Source organism: Pseudomonas sp. P1_F7 (genome assembly GCF_056405655.1).
The window spans coordinates 88,495-109,493 of sequence record NZ_JBFUBR010000001.1; the positions used below are offsets into that span (position 1 = coordinate 88,495).

14 protein-coding genes and 3 pseudogenes are annotated in these 20,999 nt (G+C 53.8%); 3 read left to right on the forward strand and 14 right to left on the reverse strand.

Going from position 1 to position 20,999, the window contains the following annotated elements:
* Positions 1 to 7: 7 nt before the first annotated feature.
* The 3 genes from AC1D1M_RS00445 to AC1D1M_RS00455 form a co-directional block, all read right to left on the reverse strand.
* On the reverse strand, positions 8 to 1,042 hold the full coding sequence (locus AC1D1M_RS00445) for an ABC transporter substrate-binding protein (RefSeq protein WP_108217373.1): 1,035 nt from the start codon (positions 1,040 to 1,042) through the stop codon (positions 8 to 10).
* Between the two features lie 290 nt (positions 1,043 to 1,332).
* Positions 1,333 to 2,652, reverse strand: a complete 1,320-nt coding sequence (locus AC1D1M_RS00450) for an aspartate aminotransferase family protein (RefSeq protein WP_477762146.1) — start codon at positions 2,650 to 2,652, stop codon at positions 1,333 to 1,335.
* Complete coding sequence (locus AC1D1M_RS00455; RefSeq protein ID WP_477762147.1) at positions 2,649 to 3,716, reverse strand: phosphotransferase; 1,068 nt, start codon at positions 3,714 to 3,716, stop codon at positions 2,649 to 2,651. The genes AC1D1M_RS00450 and AC1D1M_RS00455 overlap by 4 nt, the downstream gene beginning before the upstream one ends.
* 297 nt (positions 3,717 to 4,013) lie before the next feature.
* Between AC1D1M_RS00455 and pdxR the strand changes: the two genes are divergently transcribed.
* Together pdxR and AC1D1M_RS00465 are read left to right on the forward strand one after the other, a co-directional pair.
* Positions 4,014 to 5,480: a MocR-like pyridoxine biosynthesis transcription factor PdxR gene (gene pdxR / locus AC1D1M_RS00460; protein ID WP_477774110.1), complete on the forward strand. Its 1,467-nt coding sequence runs from the start codon at positions 4,014 to 4,016 to the stop codon at positions 5,478 to 5,480.
* 464 nt (positions 5,481 to 5,944) lie between these two features.
* Positions 5,945 to 6,467, forward strand: a pseudogene (locus tag AC1D1M_RS00465) (site-specific integrase); the annotation flags it as partial.
* A 110-nt stretch (positions 6,468 to 6,577) separates the two neighbouring features.
* Here AC1D1M_RS00465 and AC1D1M_RS00470 read toward each other — a convergent pair.
* The 6 genes from AC1D1M_RS00470 to AC1D1M_RS00495 form a co-directional block, all read right to left on the reverse strand.
* Complete coding sequence (locus AC1D1M_RS00470) at positions 6,578 to 7,048, reverse strand: Lrp/AsnC family transcriptional regulator (RefSeq protein ID WP_477762149.1); 471 nt, start codon at positions 7,046 to 7,048, stop codon at positions 6,578 to 6,580.
* A 970-nt stretch (positions 7,049 to 8,018) separates the two neighbouring features.
* The gene (locus AC1D1M_RS00475; RefSeq protein WP_477762150.1) at positions 8,019 to 9,425 is read right to left on the reverse strand and encodes an aminotransferase; all 1,407 of its coding nucleotides are present in this window, start codon (positions 9,423 to 9,425) and stop codon (positions 8,019 to 8,021) included.
* Positions 9,426 to 9,441: 16 nt separating this feature from the next.
* Positions 9,442 to 10,908, reverse strand: a complete 1,467-nt coding sequence (locus AC1D1M_RS00480; protein ID WP_477762151.1) for an NAD-dependent succinate-semialdehyde dehydrogenase — start codon at positions 10,906 to 10,908, stop codon at positions 9,442 to 9,444.
* Positions 10,909 to 11,859: 951 nt separating this feature from the next.
* Complete coding sequence (locus AC1D1M_RS00485; protein WP_477762152.1) at positions 11,860 to 12,138, reverse strand: hypothetical protein; 279 nt, start codon at positions 12,136 to 12,138, stop codon at positions 11,860 to 11,862.
* 566 nt (positions 12,139 to 12,704) lie between these two features.
* Positions 12,705 to 13,268, reverse strand: a complete 564-nt coding sequence (locus tag AC1D1M_RS00490; protein ID WP_477762153.1) for a carboxymuconolactone decarboxylase family protein — start codon at positions 13,266 to 13,268, stop codon at positions 12,705 to 12,707.
* A gap of 12 nt (positions 13,269 to 13,280) precedes the next feature.
* On the reverse strand, positions 13,281 to 14,609 hold the full coding sequence (locus AC1D1M_RS00495) for an aspartate aminotransferase family protein (RefSeq protein ID WP_477762154.1): 1,329 nt from the start codon (positions 14,607 to 14,609) through the stop codon (positions 13,281 to 13,283).
* A gap of 266 nt (positions 14,610 to 14,875) precedes the next feature.
* Between AC1D1M_RS00495 and AC1D1M_RS00500 the strand changes: the two genes are divergently transcribed.
* The gene (locus AC1D1M_RS00500; protein ID WP_477762155.1) at positions 14,876 to 15,781 is read left to right on the forward strand and encodes a MurR/RpiR family transcriptional regulator; all 906 of its coding nucleotides are present in this window, start codon (positions 14,876 to 14,878) and stop codon (positions 15,779 to 15,781) included.
* A 269-nt stretch (positions 15,782 to 16,050) separates the two neighbouring features.
* Here AC1D1M_RS00500 and AC1D1M_RS00505 read toward each other — a convergent pair.
* From AC1D1M_RS00505 to AC1D1M_RS00525, 5 genes and pseudogenes are all read right to left on the reverse strand, one after another.
* Positions 16,051 to 16,257 (reverse strand): annotated as a pseudogene (locus tag AC1D1M_RS00505) (hypothetical protein); the annotation flags it as partial.
* A gap of 188 nt (positions 16,258 to 16,445) precedes the next feature.
* Entirely contained in the window at positions 16,446 to 17,729 is a 1,284-nt protein-coding gene (locus AC1D1M_RS00510; RefSeq protein WP_477762156.1) for a serine hydrolase domain-containing protein, read from the reverse strand.
* A gap of 1,257 nt (positions 17,730 to 18,986) precedes the next feature.
* A pseudogene (locus tag AC1D1M_RS00515) lies at positions 18,987 to 19,139 on the reverse strand (IS66 family transposase); the annotation flags it as partial.
* Positions 19,117 to 19,419 carry an IS66 family insertion sequence element accessory protein TnpB gene (gene tnpB / locus AC1D1M_RS00520; RefSeq protein WP_477762157.1) on the reverse strand — a complete coding sequence of 101 codons (303 nt, stop codon included), beginning with the start codon at positions 19,417 to 19,419 and terminating at the stop codon, positions 19,117 to 19,119. The gene tnpB and the pseudogene AC1D1M_RS00515, both read right to left, overlap by 23 nt.
* Before the next feature lie 467 nt (positions 19,420 to 19,886).
* Entirely contained in the window at positions 19,887 to 20,990 is a 1,104-nt protein-coding gene (locus AC1D1M_RS00525; protein WP_477762158.1) for a DUF2817 domain-containing protein, read from the reverse strand.
* Positions 20,991 to 20,999: the final 9 nt, after the last annotated feature.

Sequence of the window (20,999 nt, forward strand, 5' to 3'; positions counted from 1 at the left end):
CCACTGGTTACTTGCTGGCCCAGGACATGAAGCGTTGCTCCAGGGATTCGCCGTTATCGGTCCAGAATTCGACGTCCATTTGCAACGCGTTCTTCATGTTTTCCGGATGCGTCGGCAGCTCACTGGCGAGCTTCTTATCGAGCAGTGCCGCAACTGCAGTGTTGGTCGGGCCGTACGCCATTTTTTCGGTGTACAGCTTCTGTTGTTCCGGCCGCATGGCAAACGAAATGAATTTGTAAGCCGCGTCCAGATTGGGAGTCCCTTTCGGAATGGCCCATTCATCGAACTGGTAGAGGTTGCCGTCCCAGACGATCTTCAGATTGGCCCCGTTCTGCTGAGCGACGTGGATGCGGCCGTTATAGGACGAGCTCATCACTACGTCACCGGACATGAGGTACTGCGGCGGCTGAGCGCCAGCTTCCCACCACTGAATGTTCGGCTTGATCTCATCCAGCTTCTTGAAGGCACGATCGACGCCCACCGGCGTGGAGAGCACCTTGTAAATATCAGCCGGAGCTACGCCATCCGCCATGAGGGCGAATTCAAGGGCGCCGCGCGCAGACTTGCGCAAACTGCGCTTGCCAGGAAACTTCTTCAGGTCCCAGAAATCTTTCCACCCAGTGGGCGCGACCTTGAGCTTGTCAGCGTTGTACGCAAGCACATTCGACCAAACGAAAATACCTACGCCGCATTCGGTCTGCGCGCCGTTGACCAGAGGCTCCTTGATCCCTAGACGCTTGTAGTCGAGCTGCTCGAACAGCCCATCGCCACAACCCCGCGCGAGATCGTTGTCCTCCACGTCTAGGATGTCCCAGTTCACGCTCTTGGTGTCTACCATGGCTTTCACCTTGGCCATCTCACCGTTCCACTCACCGGCGATCACTTCCGTACTGGCTTCCTTCTCGAACGGCTTGTAGAAAGCCGTGATCTGAGCATCCTTACTCGCCCCGCCGTACGAGATAACGGTGACGCTCTCTGCCATCGCATTCCCCGCGATTGCCAACCCACTCAGTGCCACAAGACCCAGTACTTTTGCGTTCATTGCTGCGCTCCTATAAAGCTGCAAGTATTTGTTTTAATTAGCAAAAAGTAGATTTTGAAGACAGGAAGATCTCTTGTTGTGAGTTGAAAACCTATTTTTCTCACGGCAGCTACGACAGAGATCTGGGTGGCACTGAAGCGAATAAAATTGCTTGCAGAAACCTAACTGTCCCGGTTGATCGTATTCAAATTATCTGGGGAGCAACCACGTACCTCCGTTACTAGACAGTGACCAAAATTTCCTAGGCGAAGTGGGAACATTTCGCGCCCCCACTCCGGCCTTGGCAGCGCTTACTTGAGATCGCCAAGTACGCTGTCGAGGGTTTCGATGAAGATGTCCGCCTGCGCTCGCTGGAAGATCAGCTGAGGACGAACCTTCAGAATGTTTTCCATCGGACCGGCAGAACTGATCAGCACGCCGCGCTCACGCAGCCCGTTGACCACCTGGCGCGTGGCGTCGGCATCGGGGGGTTTGGTGGAGCGATCGCTAACCAGCTCAACCCCTAGGAACAGGCCTGCGCCGCGAACGTCGCCGATGACTTCGTAACGCTTGGCAAGCTCCTCGATTCCAGCCTTCAGGTAAGCACCGACCGACGCGCAGTTGCGCAGCAGTCCTTCGTTCTGGATGACGTCCAACACGGCATTAGCCGCAGCACAGGACACCGGGTTGCCACCGAAGGTGTTGAAGTAGCGAGCGGTACGGCCGAACTCTTCGACGACATCAGAGCGCATGACCGCGGCGGCGATCGGCTGACCATTGCCCATGGGTTTACCCATGGTCACGATATCGGGCTCGACGCCGTGGCGCTGGAAGCCCCAGAGATGGGAGCCAGTGCGCCCGAAGCCGGATTGGACTTCGTCGGCGATGTACAGCAGGCCTTCCTGCTTCGCCAGGGCGATTGCATCCTTCGCAAAGCCGGCAGGGTCGGACAGTACGCCATCGCTGGCAAAAATGCCGTCGAAGAGAATGGCCGCAGGCTTGATGCCATTGGCGCGCATGTCATCGATGGCCGCGCGGACATCCTCCGCGAAGACCCGCGCAACATTTTCGACGCCTAGGCGGTAGGCATCAGGTGCGCGGACTTTGCGGACGAACGTGCCCAGCTCGACGCCTGCTCCCAACGAGGGAGAGACAGCAGACACCAGGTCAGTGATGCCGTGGTAGGCGAGTTCGGTGACGATCACGCCAGTACCGCCGGTGTACTGCTTGGCGATTCGCAAGGCCAGGTCGTTCGCTTCGCTGCCGGTACAGGTGAACATCACGTGATTCAAGTACGAAGGGAACGTCGCCAGCAGTTTGTCTGCATAGTTCAGGATGCCCTCGTGCAGATAGCGCGTATGCGTGTTCAGCACCTTCACCTGCTCGCAGATCGCGTTGACCACGTGCGGGTTGCAGTGACCGATCGATGCGACGTTGTTGTAGGCGTCCAGGTAGCGCTTGCCGTCGGCGTCGTAGAGCCACACGCCCTCCCCCTTCACGATGTGCAGGGGACGCTCGTAGAAGAGGCGATATGCCGGGCCGAGGGTCTGGTCGCGGCGCGCGATGAGCCCGCGCTCTTCCTGGGAGAGATGTTCGGCGTCGGTCGCCGTGAAGCCATTAACCATTGTCATGCCACTGCCTCCTTCGAGCAGATGCGAGCGATTTGTTCTTGAGCGAGTCCACGGGGAATGTTTGAGAAGCCACGGAGGCCGACCCACGCGGATGGGGCATTGCGCAGGATGTACGCTCGGTTTTCCGGATACATCGTCGCGCGCCAGTTCGTGATGGCGACGGTCATCACCATGCGTGCAGCAATGAGATCGAAGAGGATCTCCTGCTCAACCTCTTCCAGCGGGCATACGCTGTTGTACGCACCGATGAAGGGCAGCGCCTGGGATAGAACGTGCTCGCCAGCGCCCAACTGGTAGGAGGCGCCCACGGCCAGATCGTTTATCAGCGGCGCATGCACCATGTCGCCGAAGTCAAGGATATTGCGGATGTTCTCCGGACGATCACGTTCAACGATCACGTTGTGGAAGTTGAGGTCGTTGTGAATGACCTGACCACGGAGACCTTGAAGACGTGGGAGCGCGTAGGTTTCGAAGTTCTCGAGGAACCGGGCTACCAGGCTCCGGCCTTCGAGATCGGGAATCAGATCCAGCAAACTGCCCATGCGCGAACAGTGCTTGATGTCCCACAGAAGCTCATGGCCGGCAGCCGGATGGAAGAAGCCGCGCAGGGCAATGCCCAAGCGAGCCAGGTGTACGCCCAGGTTCTCCCTCAGCATTTGGCTGGGAGCTTCGATCCTGTTGAGCGGTACACCCTCGACGAAGGAGAGCAGGCGCACCAGGACCTGTTGTCCACCCAGTTCGACCGGAATCTGATAGGTGCCGGACTGATTCGGATAAACACGCGATACGGGCAGGGTGGGGTCCGTGCGCTCGACGTGAAGAAGCGCCTTGTTCTGGAAGTCGGCTACGTTGACGTCCTCTGCTGAGTTGGAAACCTTCAGCAGGAACTGACGGCCATCCTGGCAGCGAAGATGGAAGTTCAGGTCACGTTCGCCGGCGAGCAGTTGTGCCTGGCAGTGCAGACCGAACTGCTCCAACGCCACGGCCTGTGCCTGCTCGTCAGAGGCCTGCGGAACAGCAGCGGTGAGGACATGATCATTCGGCGCATTGGTTTGAGTTTTCACGGATCGTCACTCTGAATAAACATCGGAATCAGCGGCTGCTCTGCGCAGCGGAAGTGACGATAATGCAGATTGGACTGAAGTATTAGAGCCAGAGTTATCTAGCTTATAAGTCCACTTTTAGATCCCCTTCGAAAAGCGCCGGCACAACCTAAAGACAGTTCAGGCTGAGGTCCGGTTACCGGGGCCAGGATGCGCATGAGCGCGAGTTCCGGGCCGATTTTGAAATACAGGGCTGACATCGCTCGCTATTGGACTTACCTTTAAGGCGCAAATACTTGCTGAGCTTGGGTCCAGTTTATGAGCGCGCGAATCCACGACTTCTTGGTTGGGAAGCTTGATAGGGAAGGCAGTGAAACGCTGCAGAGGCAGATCTATCGAATCATCCAAGACTCCATCCTTCAGGGGAGCTTGCCCGTGGATTTCAAAATGCCGTCCACGCGATCTCTGGCCGATCAGCTGCAAATCTCCCGTATCACCGTGTCATTGGCGTACGAGCGGCTCACCGAGGAGGGCTATCTGTATTCACGCCCCGGCAGCGGTACGTACGTAGCGGACACTCTTCCGCAAACCTATCTACCGGCTAAGAAGGTTGAGGAAGCCGAGTACACAGCAGCTCTGCTTTCGCGCCGCGGCTTGGCGATAACGTCCAGGGTCACTGGCCTCGCCAAGGCAGGTGGCGCCTTCGTGCCTGGTGTAGCCGATGCAGACCTCTTCCCCTTTCACATCTGGAAACGGCTGCAGAACAGGTACTTCGGGAAAAACCGTATGGAGCTCACCGGGTACGTTGAGCACGGAGGATACCGCCGGCTTCGTGAAGCGCTCGCCTCCTACCTGTACGCATCCAGAGCGGTGAAGTGCAGATCCGAGCAGATCATCGTCACGATGGGCACCCACCAGTCATTGGACCTAGTGGCAAAATTGTTGAGTGATCCGGGTGACAGCGTGCTGATCGAGACGCCTTGCCACTGGGGAGCTCCAGTCGTCTTTTCAGCCGCCGGCCTCGCTACTCAACCCATTGCAATCGACTCGGATGGGGCCTGCCTTCCTGAGTTGGCCAACGATGCTAATCCCCGCTTCGCGTTCATCACGCCATCGCATCAATACCCCACTGGCAACATCATGTCGCTGCAGCGCCGCCGGGAGTGGCTTGCGTTCAGCGATGCGCGGAACATCTGGATCCTCGAGGACGACTACGACAGCGAGTTTCGCTACGACACCGAGCCTCTGCCATCACTGCAGGGGCTCGATACCAAGCACCGAGTTATCTATCTCGGGACCTTCAGCAAGGTGGCTTTCCCTGGTCTGCGCTTGAGCTACCTGGTGGTACCTGAGCCCCTGGCTGACGCCTTCAGCAAAGGGATGACCCAGCTGTATCGCCCAGGCCTCCTCCCCGTCCAGGCAGCTATGGCGGACTTCATCCAGGAGGGGCACTTCGCGAGTCACATTCGGAAGATGCGGACCGTGTACGCTGGAAGAAGAAATCTCTTGCAGAGAAGTCTGCTCCAGCAGTTTGGCTCTAAGATTCAGTTCTCCGCAGGCGCTGCGGGAATCCACCTCGCAGTCACCGTTACCCCCAAAGGCATTGCCCGGGAAATGATTCGTCGTGCACCGGAGTTTGGCCTGACCCTGAGGGGCTCCTACCAGCTCGATGTAACCGTCGATGATGATCTTCTGGTGCTGGGGTACGGAGGCATCAAGGAGCCGGATATCGCCCCGGCGGTTCAGCGCCTGAGGCAGCTCTACGACTCGATAACAGCAGGATAAGTTCATGGATTCAATCGGTAGTCGGCTTCGAACGGAGCGCAAACGCATAGGCGCCAGCCAGCAAACGCTAGCGGTGCTTCTGGACGTATCGAGACGAACCCAATGCAGTTACGAGTCCGATGCCAGCGACCTGACTTCAGCGAAGCCGGAATCGAACTTTTCTCTTTGTTATTGAAAATAAAGGGAAATTTTGAGTTCGAAAAATTTTCTACCTCTATGTGTACCCTCAGTCTGCGAGCAGACTCGGTATTGAACATTGCTACCGGTTTCCACCGCGTAATCGCCATGGAAAATTCGGGTGCGGTCATCGACACGGAAGGGTCGTTCGGTGAGTGGATTTTTCCAATGGTACGACTGGAACGCAGTAGAGCACCGCATGAACGACAGCGAACCTAACTCCGGTTGGACCAGAAACGGGTCGCAGACCACCGATCTCATCGGATTTGATCAGCAGGGAACGGATCCTATCTGCGTTTGCAACCCACTATTTCAGCAAGCTTCGTCAGCTCACAGGACACTCTCAATGGTGCTTCCGCGAAGCATCATAATTGGCATGTCGATCTCCAGGTCGTCAGCAAGCAGGTTGGGGACCGCCAATCACGCTTCAAAAATCGCAAGCCGTTAGCACGTCGCCGACATGATGACACCCTGGTGCTGTCTGGTGGTTTGAATGGGGAATGGACACCGCATGACCTACGCCGTACGGGAGCAACCATGATGCAGGCCTTGGGTATCAGCCTGGACGTCATCGATCGCTGCCAAAATCATGTACTGGCGGATTCACGAGTGAGACGCCACTACCTGCATCACGACTATGCCGAAGAGAAGAAAAGCGCCTGGAACCTGTTGGGCGATCGACTGAGTGCCGTGTTGTCCTCAACTTACGAGCACGCGCCAATCAAGTCGATGTTGTCTTTTCCAGCGTACGCGGCGACAGAGACGCGGACACCCACGCCGATCACTCATTGTGCTCATGCTCAAAATTAACGCAGGAGCAGTTGGAAACTTGCATCAATTGTTGATCCCGACAACGCACCGAGAAACCTAATTTCTAACCATAAAACAAGGTGCTTACCAACCCCCCTTAGAGCGCTGAACTACTCGACATCTATCGGAAGCTCAAATCCAGCCTTCACCCTGTCCATTACTACTAATGTCTTGAAACTTTTAATGTCCGAATTCTCGTAGAAGAATCGCCTGGTGAATCGTTCGTAATCCTCCATATCCTTGGAGGTTATAACCAGTACGAAATCAGAGTCTCCTGTTACGTAGTAACCTGTCATAACCTCCGGAGTGTTACGGATAGATTTTTTGAATTTATCAATGATATCGGCTCGCTCTCGCTCTAGAGAAACAAGCACCAACATAAAGACGTGACGCCCCACTGCCTTAGGCGACACGATTGACACATCACCTTCGATAACACCGTCCTTTCGCAACGCTTTCAGTCGCCGTTGGCATGCCGTCGCAGACAAGCCCACAGTGTTGCCCAACTCCTCGGAAGTTATTCGATTATTTTTTTGGACTACGCCCAGTATGCTCGCATCAATTCTATCCAAAGAAATCATGCAGTTTTTCCTCCAGCATTCGTCATATAACGCGGCAAAAGCTAAAATATCAACAGAAAACGCCGCGATACATGCTCAGGATCTCATAAACCAATCTTTAGGGCAACGCCGCGTTTAGACCATAATATTGCTCATAAAATGCGCAAAACGGTTATAAACAGCTGTTTTTCTGCGTCAAAACATCCATATTGAATCAATTGGAATTGCGACACCACTAACCATAGCTGAGGCTGGGAAATTGGTCCCTTCGTCTCGCTTCACTTTTCGAAAATCGTAGTAAAACGCCTGCCACTGGCACGGCCCTCTGTCAGCTCACGGAGGTCTATCTGACTATTAACTAAGACACTGCGTTATTTACCGGAGTATGATTTCCGTGTAAATGCAATGAAACTCAAAACAACAAGGAGAGATTGATTCACAATTGCTACAAACGGTTGAAATATCATTTATTTCACGAATCATAGCGCAAATCAGTTTCTGTACCACAGGTGGTTCTTTATCCACGCTCGGGATGCAATACGTACCTTGGCAGCGCGCCCTATCGGCATCATTGCGGCAACTCACCAAATTTAATTGAACGAAAGCACAGGTAATCGACATCCCCTGACGGGTCAATTGACGCGTCGTCTTCGCCGAAAGACTAGCGTTTTTATTAGCGCGCCAACTCGGGGAAACGGCATAGAAATGGAACTATTGGCCTTGCCAGGTTAGGAACTACTGGCGCAGTAACTCCAACTACCAACTACTGAAAAGTCTAAAAACTTTTACCCAGCGCTCGTACCAGAACAACATTTGAAAGCTGACCCAAAACCTCTAGGGGGGGGGGAGGACGCAGTCCTCATTTAACGGATATTTTTGAACTTAAAACAATGCCGCCGCCGCCAACTAAACAAACCCGGTGGACTGATGGCATCGGCTTAAAAATGGCGGAAGGCGCGAACCGATAAATGGTTCAGCGCCTCCTTAAGAATCAGCGCAGAGCGCCTTCAGCAGTCAGTTCTTTGATAACTTTTTGTACCGCTTGATGGGCAAGATCAATAATCTGATCAACTTCTTTTTCGGTGGTCACCAGAGGTGGAGCGAAACCCAAGATCTCGCCATGAGGCATTGCCCGGGCAATCAGGTTCAGATCACGAGCAGCCTTAGAGACACGAGCACCTACTTTCAGGGCAGGATCGAAGCGCTTCTTAGTAGCCGGATCCGCGACAAACTCTAGTGCCGCCATCAAACCTACGCCACGAACCTCTCCAACAATCGGCAGGCTACCAAACACTTCCTTGAGGTTGTTCTGCAGATAAGCCCCTACTCGAGCGGCGTTGCCGGGGATATCTTCTTGCTCAACGATGTCCAGGACAGCATTTGCCGCAGCGACACCAATTGGATGGCCAGAATAGGTATACCCGTGAGAGAACGCACCGACTCGATCAGCCCCCTCCTCCATTACCTTGTACACTTTCTCGCCGACGATAGCTGCAGACAGCGGGGCGTATGCCGAAGTCAAACCTTTTGCGACAGTGATAAGGTCTGGCTCGATGCCGTACTTATCGCAGCCAAACATGGCGCCAGTGCGACCAAATCCTGTGATCACCTCGTCAGCAATCAGAAGGATGTCGTACTTCTTAAGGACTGGCTGGATCGCAGCCCAATAGCCAGCAGGTGGTGGAGTGATACCACCCGTGCCCAGCACGGGTTCAGCAATGAAAGCACCGATGGTGTCCGGATCTTCACGCAAGATCAGCTCTTCCAGCTCCTGTGCGCGACGAGCGGAGAACTGCTCTTCAGTTTCGCCTGCTTCAGCCCCCCAGTAATAGTGTGGAGCCCCGGTACGCAGGATGCCGGTGACAGGCAAGTCCATGTAATCGTGGTAGAAGCTCATCCCGGTCATCGAGCCCGAAATTACTGAGCAACCGTGATAGCCACGATCACGGGTAATGATTTTTTTCTTCCTTGGCAGACCACGCAGGTTGTTGTAGTACCAGACCAGCTTGGCTTGAGTTTCGTTAGCGTCCGAACCCGAAAGGCCGTAAAACACCTTGCTCATCTTGCCGGGTGCCATGCGTACAAGGCGATCGGACAGACGAGCCAGCTCGTCCGTCGTGTGAGCAGCATAACTATGGTAGTAGGCGAGCTTGTGAGCCTGGCGAGAAATGGCCTCAGCCACTTCAGTACGACCGTAACCAACGTTCATGCAATACAAGCCGGCAAAACCATCAATGTATTCACGACCGGTGGAGTCAGTGATACGGATGCCCTTACCAGACTCAACGATGGTGGGATCACCCAGTTTGCCAGTGGCGAAATCTTTCAGATTGGTAAACGGGTGCAGGACGGTATTACGGTCCTGAGCTGCAATCAAATCATGTGTTTGCTTATTCATATTGTTTCCTCAGTTCTCACAAGTTGCCGAAGCAGACGTATTTGAGTTCCATGTATTCAGCGAGGCCGTGTCTGGAACCTTCTCGGCCCAGGCCGGATTGCTTCCAGCCGCCGAATGGAATGGGGGCACCAGTAAACTTCGGAGTGTTGAGCGCGACCATGCCGTACTCCAATCGATCAGATAACCGAAGTGCCCGACGCAAATCATTGGTATAAACGTAGGCTGCAAGGCCAAATTCGGTTTTGTTAGCGCGACGGAGGACCTCCTCCTCTGTATCAAAAGGAAGAATCGCAGCCACTGGCCCAAAGGTTTCTTCGAATGCGATGTCCATTTCGTCGGTGACATCTGATAGTACGGTTGGAGTTACAAAGTTTCCCTGAATAGCCGCGCTACCAACCACAATGCGCGCACCTAAGGAGGTAGCGTTCTCAATATGGTCGCGGCACTTAATAGCGACCGAACGACGAGTCATTGGGCCGATATCGACACCTTTCTCAAGCCCATGCCCCACCGTCAACTTGTTGGTAGCAGCAGCGAAGGCTTCGATGAATTTTTCGTAATGGCCACGCTGAACATAAATGCGGTTGGCACCGAGACAGTCCTGCCCTGATGTTGCGAATTTGGCACCCATGCAGCCCGCAACCGCCTCATCAATCGACGCGTCATCAAATACGATGAAAGGCGCATGCCCGCCCAATTCGAGCGACACTTTTTTCACTGTGTCACCGGACTGCTTCAGCAGCAGCTTCCCTACCTCGGTAGACCCGGTGAAACTGAATCCACGTACCTCAGCGCGCTGCAACAGGCGAGCAGAGTGCTCGATCGCGTCACCGGTCAGGACCTGGAATACACCGGCAGGAATACCAGCCTCCTCCGCGAGCTTGGCCAGAGCCAGAGCCGATAGCGGCGTCTCAGGCGCCGGTTTCACGATCATCGTGCAACCTGCCGCCAATGCAGCACCCGCCTTACGAGTAATCATTGCGCTGGGGAAATTCCAAGGGGTGATCGCGGCGGTCACTCCGATAGGCTGCAATTTCGTCAGAAGCTGACTACCAGCCAAGTGGCTTGGAATGGTCTCTCCGTAGCAACGCTCGCCTTCAGCAGCGAACCAATCCAAGAACGCCGCACCATAGGAGATTTCCCCCAAGGACTCCGCAAGAGGCTTGCCTTGTTCGGCGGTCATGATCACCGCCAAATCCTGGGCATGCTCGCGAGTCAGTGCCGCCCATTTACGGAGAATTAGTCCCCGCTGAACTGGTAGCAAATCGCGCCAGGCAGGGAATGCTGCACCGGCTGCTTCAACGGCGCGATCAACCCAGATGACTTCACAATGGGCGACTTCCGCGATTTTTTCATTGGTGGCCGGGTCGATAACAGCTAGGCGAGAATCAACATCAATCCACTCTCCATTGATGTAGGCACGTGTTTCCAGGAGATCTGGGCGGGCAAGGTGACTCAGAGCACTTTTGGCAAGATTTTTCATGGATACCACTTGAGCATAATGTTGTTGGTACCAGTTTATTGATCTGAAACAGTGCCAAACATCAATAAACATCTGCCAAGTGGATAATTACTGCGTTTTTATATGTGACATCGATTATTTTATGCGCATCGGTTTTTCCCAAGGCAAACATGCTTGAGACACCGTGCATTACCAGAACTGGAGGTACGATCGGGGGTACAAGGGGGAACGGCAGCAACATCCGTACTAATACAGCAATAACGTCGTCGATCTACCGCGCCAACTGATCACAAAAGCGCCTGCGGCTATGCGGACGGCAATAGCGCCAGCACTATGTGTTGCGACCTATAGTTTAACTTGGGTGAGGAGTGCGCCGTTGGGCAAAGCCTATATGCTGGCCTCGGCCCCGACCTGTCGCATTTGGAGAAAAGCCTCAAACGCAAGCCGTCATACTTGCGCCACGTAAACCTTATTCGTGGTCTGCAAGATAGTACGCTGCGTCATAACGAATTGGCGACATTGATATCGTCGAACATTGAGGGGGTTGGCGCGCTATATTATCGAACATCAGAATTACGTGGCGCTGGCATCAATGTGTGAGCAGACGCCTTTAGTCGGCGTCCAGCACGCTACAACGACGCGTTTATCCGAGCAACTCGGCCTAAATCGTTACGACGGGCTGCGTCAACTCTATGCTGATGCCGTTCACAATAGATATACGGGATTGGCTGGGTCAGTTTTCGGTCAGCGGCAACAGTCCCAGCTCATCCGCGCATTGCTTATCTGCTACTTCATGGTCATTCGCTAGGTTTGTGGGACAAGGCCTGTGATGTAGCCAGCTTGCTGGGTGAGCACGATATTTTGCGCGGAGCAGGTGCGGACGTCAAAGCCCGCCCTACAGCGGGATAGTGGGGTATTCCCGGTCAGATAAAGCTTTGTTTCAGTGATGCTTGACTGTGGCAAGGCTGATATTCAGTTCTTTTGTGTAGTAACGATCTGTTTTGCTGCGCCTCTATCACTGCGCCTATCACTTGATAGTCGATCACGCTCGTGCTTTTGGTGGAGGGCGAGATACTCGTCCACATCTTCCTGCGTGCGATGATCCTGCCCCAAAAGCGACTCACTCAAGCAATTGAACCGCATTGACTCCTCGAGCGTCAGGCCAGCAAATACTTCGTTGCCCTGAAGGTCTGCGCTAAGGGCTCGTATTTTTTTAAGGTATGCGCGCTGCATGTCCGTAAGCACAAGCATTTAGACCTCCTATAAATTGGCAGTGTAAAGGTGTGCCGCAATACGCAGGGCCGAATAGATTTTGGCGATAAATATCATCCAGTGGCCCCTAGTGATAATTCAAGCTGAGTGCAGAGATGAACACGCATTTCAGCCGGCCAAGTTAAAGTGATCGCTGGTAGCGCGGGGCGCAGTTCTTAATGTTCAACACCTGGTCTTGGGCTGCCGTCATTCAAACTCGGCTAGGAATACAAATGTATCAAATTGACGCGGGCAAGATCAGCACGGCTGACGCTACTGCCTCCAGGCTAAGCCTGGCCGGACACTTATAACCCAAGAACAATGAACGAGCTAAACACCAGGGTCGACTAATAGACTAAAGACGAAATACGATGCCTTGAACGTGCCCGCAAATCAGAGACCCAACGCGCCTCAGATGTAATCTCTTTAAACATACGCAGCTACGCGAACACCGCCGAACGCTTACCCCCCTTAAAATGTAGCCATCGCCTGTGCATTCGCCAAAGTCGACGAACGCAGCTTAGCCACAAACGGACTGGGAGATTGCGCTCCTAGATTACCGTGAATCAAGGCTCCGGGAACGGCAATGGCACATCGGTGCCGCGGCGCACCGCAAACACGTTCAGGGTCATTGCCACCAATGCGTAGTAACCCAACACCCCGACCAACTCGACGACCGCTGGCTCGTTAAAGGTTTCGATGGCCTGCGCATACAGCGCATCATTCACACGACGATCCTGATACAACGCTTTGGCGACGCGGTAGACCACACGTTCGTCTTCCCGCTCAAAATCAGGCTCGGCTTGATGTCGTAGTGCTTCAATGACCGCATCGGTGACACCCGCCTGGCGAGCGATAGGTTCGTGGATCTGCCATTCGGCCTGGGACTGCCACCAACTAGCGGTGAACAAAATGGCCAACTCGGTCAGACGTAATTCCAGGCGCGTGCTGTAGCGACAAAACGCACCCAGTCGCTGAGCATGGCTGGCCAGTTCCGGACTATGAATCCAGGCAAGGAATGGACCATCGAGGTTGCCTCGAGGGCCACTGAGAATCTCCGTGAGTACCGCCCGCTGAGCATCATTGATCTGATCGTCGGCAAGTGCAGTGAGACGCGATTGAACGAACATCGGCCAAACTCCTTAAAGGTCCTTGAGTGTGAGGCGAATGGCATTCACCAGTTTGCTGGCGATCTCATCCAAATGACTGTCCTCGAGAATAAATGGCGGTGCCAGCAGGATGTGGTCGCCATACTGACCATTGACAGTTCCGCCCATTGGATAGCACATCAGTCCTTCTGCCATGGCGGTTTTTTTGATTTTCGCGTGTAGCTTGAGCGACGGATCAAACGGTTTTTTGCTTGTCCGATCGGCCACCAACTCCACCCCCTGAAACAAACCGCGACCGCGAATATCGCCTACGTTCGGATGAGTGCCCAGTAACTCGATCAGGCGATCCTGCAATCCCCGACCTAGTACATTGACCCGCGCCAGCAAACCGCGTTCCTCTATAGTTTTCTGCACTGCGAGTGCCGCCGCGCACGCCGTGGCATGGCCGATATACGTGTGTCCGTGCTGGAAAAATCCAGAGCCATTGGCGATGGCGTCGCGGATTTTCTTGCTCACCAGGGTCGCACCTATCGGTTGGTAACCGGCGCCCAGTCCTTTGGCAACGGTAATCAGGTCGGCGCTGATCCCTTCCTGTTCGGCAGCGAACAATGTCCCGGTCCGGCCCATGCCGCACATCACTTCGTCGAGAATCAATAGAACCCCATAGCGGTCACACACTTCGCGAATCGCCTTGAAGTAACCGGGTACCGCCGTCACTGCACCCAGCGTCGCCCCAACGACCGGTTCCGCGACAAACGCCATGACATTTTCGGCGCCCAAACGGAGAATTTCCGCCTCCAATTCCGCCGCCAGACGCAGGCCCATTGCTTGCTGTGTTTCGCCTTCGCACTGCTCGCGGTAGGCATAGCAAGGACTAACATGGCTGACATTGATCAACAGCGGTTCGAACTGTTTTCGACGCCACTCATTGCCGCCTGTGGCCAGAGCGCCAAGGGTGTTGCCGTGGTAACTCTGACGGCGCGCAATCAGATGCTTGCGTTGCGGCTGACCGATTTCGACGAAGTATTGCCGGGCCAGTTTAAGTGCTGCCTCCACTGCCTCCGAACCGCCCGAGACGAAATACACCGAGTCAATACCCTGCGGCGCACGAGACACCAGAAAATCGGCCAACTCCTCCATGACCTCGGTGGTAAAGAATGAGGTGTGAGCGTAAGCCAACTGTCCGACCTGCTGGCGGATCGCATCGATCACCTGAGGATCGCTGTGGCCAAGGCACGAGACGGCCGCCCCGCCACTGGCATCCAGATAGCGACGCCCAGCACTGTCGATAATGTAAGGGCCATCGCCCTTGACGGCGACAGGGTAATGTTGCGTGAGGCTGCGGTGAAATACGTGGCTCATGTTTCCCTCCGGTGCTTTATGCAAATAATAAATGCATTTAAATAATATGCAATTATTATTTGCTCATTATTCCTCGCCCTACTGGCAGGAAAGTCCAGATCTGGCTCCAAGGGGCAAGAGCTTCATGCGGCGCCGGTCATGTTGGACGACACAAAAGCACTTTTCTATTGCGGCATCTGCAAATGCCTGTGTACCTTGCCGAAAAGCATCGGGTTAGTGCATAACGCCTCCTGATGCCTTTCTCTTATCGTGAATGGACTGTCCAAATGACGAACACCCCGCCCCCCCTGCCCGATACCATCACCGGGTTGAAACAGCTGCTGGATTCCATCGAGCGACGCGAGGTGGACATTGCATTGGGTAGCAGCTCAAGGCGGGTGCTGATGGCGCTGATAGAATCACCACAACGGACAGCCGTGTCGTCCATCAGCGAATTGGCGCAACAATTGGCAGTCAACGCATCGACGTTGTCCCGGTTGGCCCAGCGTCTGGGCTATGGCGGATTCAGCAAGCTGCAGGATGTGTTTCGTCGAGAAATGACTGAGGGCAAACACTTCTACAGCGATCAGGCTTCGCGACTAGTGGTGAGCACTGGTGACATGGATAACATGAATCAGCTGACCCGCCTGGGTCGTCAGGAAAGCGCGAACATCGCCAGCATGATCGAGCAGGTTGACCCGGCAGTGTTCGTGCAAACGGTGGAGCTGCTGTCCAGTGCCCGCCGGGTTCGAATCCATGGCATGCGCCAGTTCAATTCCCTAGCAATGTTCATGTCCTACGGTCTGGGTATGCTGCGCCCGGATGTCTCGACCCTGGACAACAGCCGCCAAGGCGTTGCAGATGCCTTGGCGCAGATGGACGAAGGAGACCTGCTGGTAGTGTCCAGTTGCTTCCCCTACACGCCCAGTGTGCTGGCGACCGCGGAAGTTGCAGCGAAGCATGCAATAAAGGTGATTGCCCTAACGGATTCCGCCAGTTCCCCCCTGGCGAAGGTTGCTCTGTACAGTTTCTATGTGCCCAACCACAGTCTGTTTTTCAGTAACAGCATGTGTGCGTTTATGTTATTGGCCCAAGGCCTGCTGAGTGCCGTCGCCAGCAATCTGGGCGAATCCTCGGTGTCCGCCCTCAAATACCGCGAAACCCTTATCAGCGAGCTGAACACCTCCCTCTGACCCCCCCCCCCGGCGGATTGGGTCCGTCAAGGTGCCATGGGGGCCGTTTTTTTTACCCCGCTGATTGGTCTATTTGCCCCTTTATCGATTGCCCCGACGACCACTTCACCGGCATGGTCATGTACAGAGACCGACGTAAGCGCCCAGCTCTTCCGATCAGCAGAAACAGTTTGCCAAGCCCCAGGGGGTCTTTGCTTATCTCCCCCATGATTAGATGCAGAGTATGGCAGTAGCATTACCCACCACGCACCATAAGTCAGGATATTCTAGGCTGGGGCACCTTCTTTCATGGTGTCAACAAGGTTCAGAGCCATCAGCAATGACAAGTCGCGGTGAGCCCACTATGCTTCGACATCCCCCCCGACAGGAACTGCGTACTCAATACTGATTGCGTCGTAGAGATCGACCACGAAATCAAGTCTCAGCAGACTACCGCCCCGCAGGCCCCGTTTGCGAAGCGCTTCAGGGCGTTTCGGTACGAAGCTCAGGCCCACGCCATCTTCAAGGCCGCGGGCCTGAGCCAGCCGAGTCGGTAGAACTGATCAGGAACCAACTGCAGTACACCGGTCAGTAATCGCACCCCGGGCGGGTGCGATCATAAAACCTCCGCCCGGCGTATCTTTCTGAGCAAGTACCAAATAATGCATCAATCCCGACAGCTCGCTCACCTGAGTTTCGCCGCTTCCGAAATCAGCTCGAGGGTAGCGGCGCGGTATTTGTCTAAAGAGTCTTTTTTCAAACCAATGACGCTAACAGACATATTCAATGTCGGCGCGTATGCTACATATGCCCCCCACGCGCCACCATGCACATACACGGTAATATCTCCGACTTTCATGATCCGCACGCCATGACCATAGAGCTCCGCCCCCGGATCTCGGGGAGTAGCCGTATTGAAGACGGATGTCATGAGATTGATCGTTTCTGCCTTCTTGAAAACTTGCCCGTTAAACAAAGCGTAGAAAAACTTTGAGAGGTCCTTTGTGGTCGACACCATCCCCCCACCGCCGAACAGATCAAACGGAGTAGTGTCATAGATGTCCCAGCCGTTGGCTTTCGACGCTTTAGGGTCAGTGTACAGGCTATAACGGTATTGATGCGCCCGCGGTAGCACGCCTTCGGGCTTCGTTTCAAGCACTTCCCACCAAGTGTCGACAAGCCCAAGACGTTTGAAATCGACAAGCTTGCGCGTTGCCTCCGCCATGGATTGGCCTGTTGCCTTCTCAAGGATCGCGCCGAGCAGAATATAGCCGGTGTCGGAGTACTCAAACCTCTCTCCTGGCGCAAAACGCGGTCCGCCCTCCATCGCCATCTTAAGTTGCTCATCCACAGTGAACCGATGCTTGAGCTCGCCAGACATCAGTCTTTGCTCAATCTCAGCGTAGGCGCGTGTATCGAACACATCCAAAAGTCCGGCAGTATGCGATAGGAGTTGCCGGACGGTGATAGCATTAACATCGTAGCCGCCATCCGTAAGAATTTTTACCTGCGTCGGAGTAATATAAGAACCAATCGACTGATCCAGTTCGATTTTTCCGCTCTCCCACAACCGCAATATTGCAGCGGCCACGAAGGGTTTCGTAACACTTGAAACGACAACTGGATGATTAGTTGTCAATAGCTCATGTCCACCCTGTTCTGTCATGCCGGCCACCTCGCCGTACTCCATACAAAATTTAGGTGCTTCGACATACACGGCAGCTCCGAGAGCCGCATCGGGTCCGCTAGTGATTGCGGAAATGAGTGAGTGCGCCTTCGCTCGAAGCAACTCCCCGTTGTGCTGCTCAACGTCGCCCCCAACACATCCCGCCACCGCGTAAGGTACCAATAGCGCCGCCGTGAAAGACACCAATAACGGCGCTACGAGTCGCCGCATCATTCCCTTTCTTGTTAGTCGATCGGAGCTGATTTTCCCGGGTGTTCCATGAACATCTCGATTTTTTTTCATTTTTGTTGTTCTCCGGTTTTTTGAAGTTGGCCAGCTCGAGGTCACATCGTATTCGGTTGCAAGCCTAGTATTTATTAGCTGAAGGCTTTGCATATAAGTTGCAAAATTGAATGTTGAGCTAAAGCAGGCCAAAGGAAGGATCGGAAGATTCGCTTAGAGCGTGTCTAATACATGCATCCGAATCCAGGTCATGAAGAAAATGCCCGGATAAATCTATACGGGCATTTCCGCTATCGTCGTCACAGAACAATGCCCACTGCAAAAGCTGCCTTCAGAATAATCGCAGTGCCGACATTGTCTGACTGAAAATTCTTAACTTTCATTTGCGTCTCCTTTTTGTTTTTTATTTTTGTTTGGCGGGATAGCTTGATATGTTGCGCCTCGCCGCTGCAAAACTTTAGCTGCAAAGCAAAGTCATAATCCGTAAAAAAAACTATATGAGTGAAGTAAAAATGCGTTTTTCTTAGCTATAACGCATAATTACTTAGTAGGTTAATGCTAAGAGTTGCGATAAAGCGTCCTAGCGGTCTTCGGCTTCAGCGAGTTTCGACTCAATTGCTTGGCTGCATGTCACGGTTGATCCGGAGGTCAATGCGAGTAAAATCAAGCTTCGCGGCGGGAGACAATTTTCATCGCCGATGCCCCCACCAACCTATCCCCGTCGAGCGTTTTGGAAGTCTGGCCAGTCCCATGGAGCCCTTGCCTGTTTACTTCAAGGAAATGCCGTAACTAATGAGGAGACGATTTTCGCCAGTGCCACGGTCGAAGTCGGAACGATCGCTTGCGTTGCGCCACAGATGCCGAGGTTCGTCAGCGGTCCATCTTGGACGATGTACTGCAGCTCGATGTTGTGTTCCCACTCCTAGCCCTCTCAGTCGAGCCCTGGTTGCGGCGGACATCCTGATACGCCATCCACACCAGCGGCTTCGGTATCTCGAATGCTTTTCGCTGCACTAAAACGTCATCCTCGTTTGAGTTGTGTCCCGCACAACGAATGTGATCCCCACCCCTTCGCTCCAGCCCCATTACAGGTCTTTCATCACAACTACGGGTGAGTCCGTCCCTATCCCCACGATACGTGCCGAGGATAGATTCTCACGCCTCCCAAAATGACCTGGCTCAGGTTCTTGCTGCCTTAAAACGGGTGCCGTGCAGTCGGTAGACAGGTGTCCTCTGCACTTCTCGGGGCCCGGCTACACAAGCCCGTTTTGACACCAGTGGAGATTCGTCGCTTCATCAGTCAGTTCACTTGCGTTCACGATAGCCATTGAGCAGGCGTGTCGGCACCTCCTGCGCGCGGCTGGTGGAGTAGTCAAAAAGGATCACTGGTTTATCTGGCGGGCCGCCGGTTTGCACCCACATCCAGGACTGGCTGCTTGGGTCTCGGTCAGGCTCTTTCAACACCTGTAAGTTCCTGGACGGTCAGAACGATCGCCTCGTCGGTGGCGCCAGGCGATGTTTTGAATCGTTCGGACTCAAGGCGCTTGAGCCAAAGGCAGAAGCCGTTGCGCTCCCAACATAAAATCTTCCGATTGCGAGGCTTGTTGAGGAAAACGAAAAGCACGGGGTCAAATACTGCGACTTTAATATCCAGCTCGACTAGCGCAGCCAAGCCGTCGATGGTTTTTTGGAAGCTGACCGGCTTGGGGTACAGATACACTTTTTCGACTTTGGCATTGGGTCGCATCATGGCGAGCTGGCTCCTGAGGGAATCGGGAGCACAGCATCCGGAATCAGCTAAGCGCTTTGAATGTGGGGTCTATGGAGCGCTCACGAAAGACCCGGTTGGACTGAAAGATCCTGTAGATTTGGAGGGATAATAAACTGGGGGCGCTGATTACATAGCCACGAAAGTTTTTAAAAATGCGTAAAACAGCGTCTGCAGAAAGCAGCCGTTCCCTTTAGGAACCTGGAGCGAACAACAGATATGTGATTCAAGGCCGGGGTGTAGTGCTTCACCTAGTTGTTGCTTGCGACGAAGTCGATCTGTTACACATTAATTGCACCGCAAATATGTAGCCCCGACGGCAAATAGGTTTTCTATTCTATTTTTCAGAAATGTCAACTCTTGAGCAATCGGGGCGTTCGCCTTTATCTTAGGCCCTCTATCTATCAGACAGCCTGAAGATTCTCGTACTTCGTGGCTTCAACATAGCACTAAATCGGAGAACTCAGTGCCTCTAAAGCCTGCCTATGTACTTGGTGTGCTCGCCAAACAACCATTTCCTTCCAATCTATTTTCTGAGGATAGAAACAATGCTTGGTCGCCTGGCGAATTTTGCGCCCTAATGGCGCGTCAATCTCCTCAGGACGATACTTGTATAGCCATAGGTCATCGCGCTGTGCCTTGCGTACTGTATCGATGTCACAGGTACCAAATTCTAAGCAGACATAAGTATGTCGAGAACCTAGGAGCCGCTCCCAAAATTCATCCTGCGACCCGTGCAGCGGAACGGAGGTAGATGTACCGACATCAGGGGAGGTGGCGGAAACGCCAAAAATGTCGGTGGCGCGCTCATATCCTGCGATCCCTGAAACTTGCTCGCATTGTAGCTCGCCGTAACCATACGGACCCAAGCCTGTGTGGTAATCGATGATAATTACACGCTCCCTAGATGCAACATCGAAGTCGGTTGCAATTCTTTCTAGGGTTTGTCGTGCTTCGGACGGGGCTTGGCCTCCATAGGACATGCCGCCGGGCCTCGTAAATTGCCCAGAACTGCGAGCCTGCTGAAACTTCCGTCTGCCATGTTTTGAACAAAATTCTGCCACAGCATCTTCTGCTAAAGCTACCCCCTCTGCACTAATATCGACAGGGACAATATAATTAGCCAACTCTTCGTATGCAGAACTATCTGGTAATGGGAGCGTAAAATCGATGAAGTTTCGATTGAGATCTATGCCTTCCGCTGTGACGATACGATCCCAGGCAAATCCGTAGCAATTGAGTGCATGGATAATTAGGACGGCCGTATTATCAGGAAGCTGTTCATGCAATCTGGAAGCAATGAAGACGTTTTGACCGGCGGACCCACAATAACCTTCTGCACCATGAGTTCCAGAGACTAAAACCAAAAGATTTTTTGCCGTATTAGAACCGAAATAGGCGACGTCAGTATAGAGATCCTCGCCTGCTGGTCCTTTTGCACCGCAGGGGTAAGGAATAGCGTTAGGCGTCGCACTCAAAAACTTTCGCCGGGATTCAGCGTATGAGTCGGAAAATACTAGCGGGGCAAGCTCTACAGCGCTTTCTAAAGTCATTTGTTATAC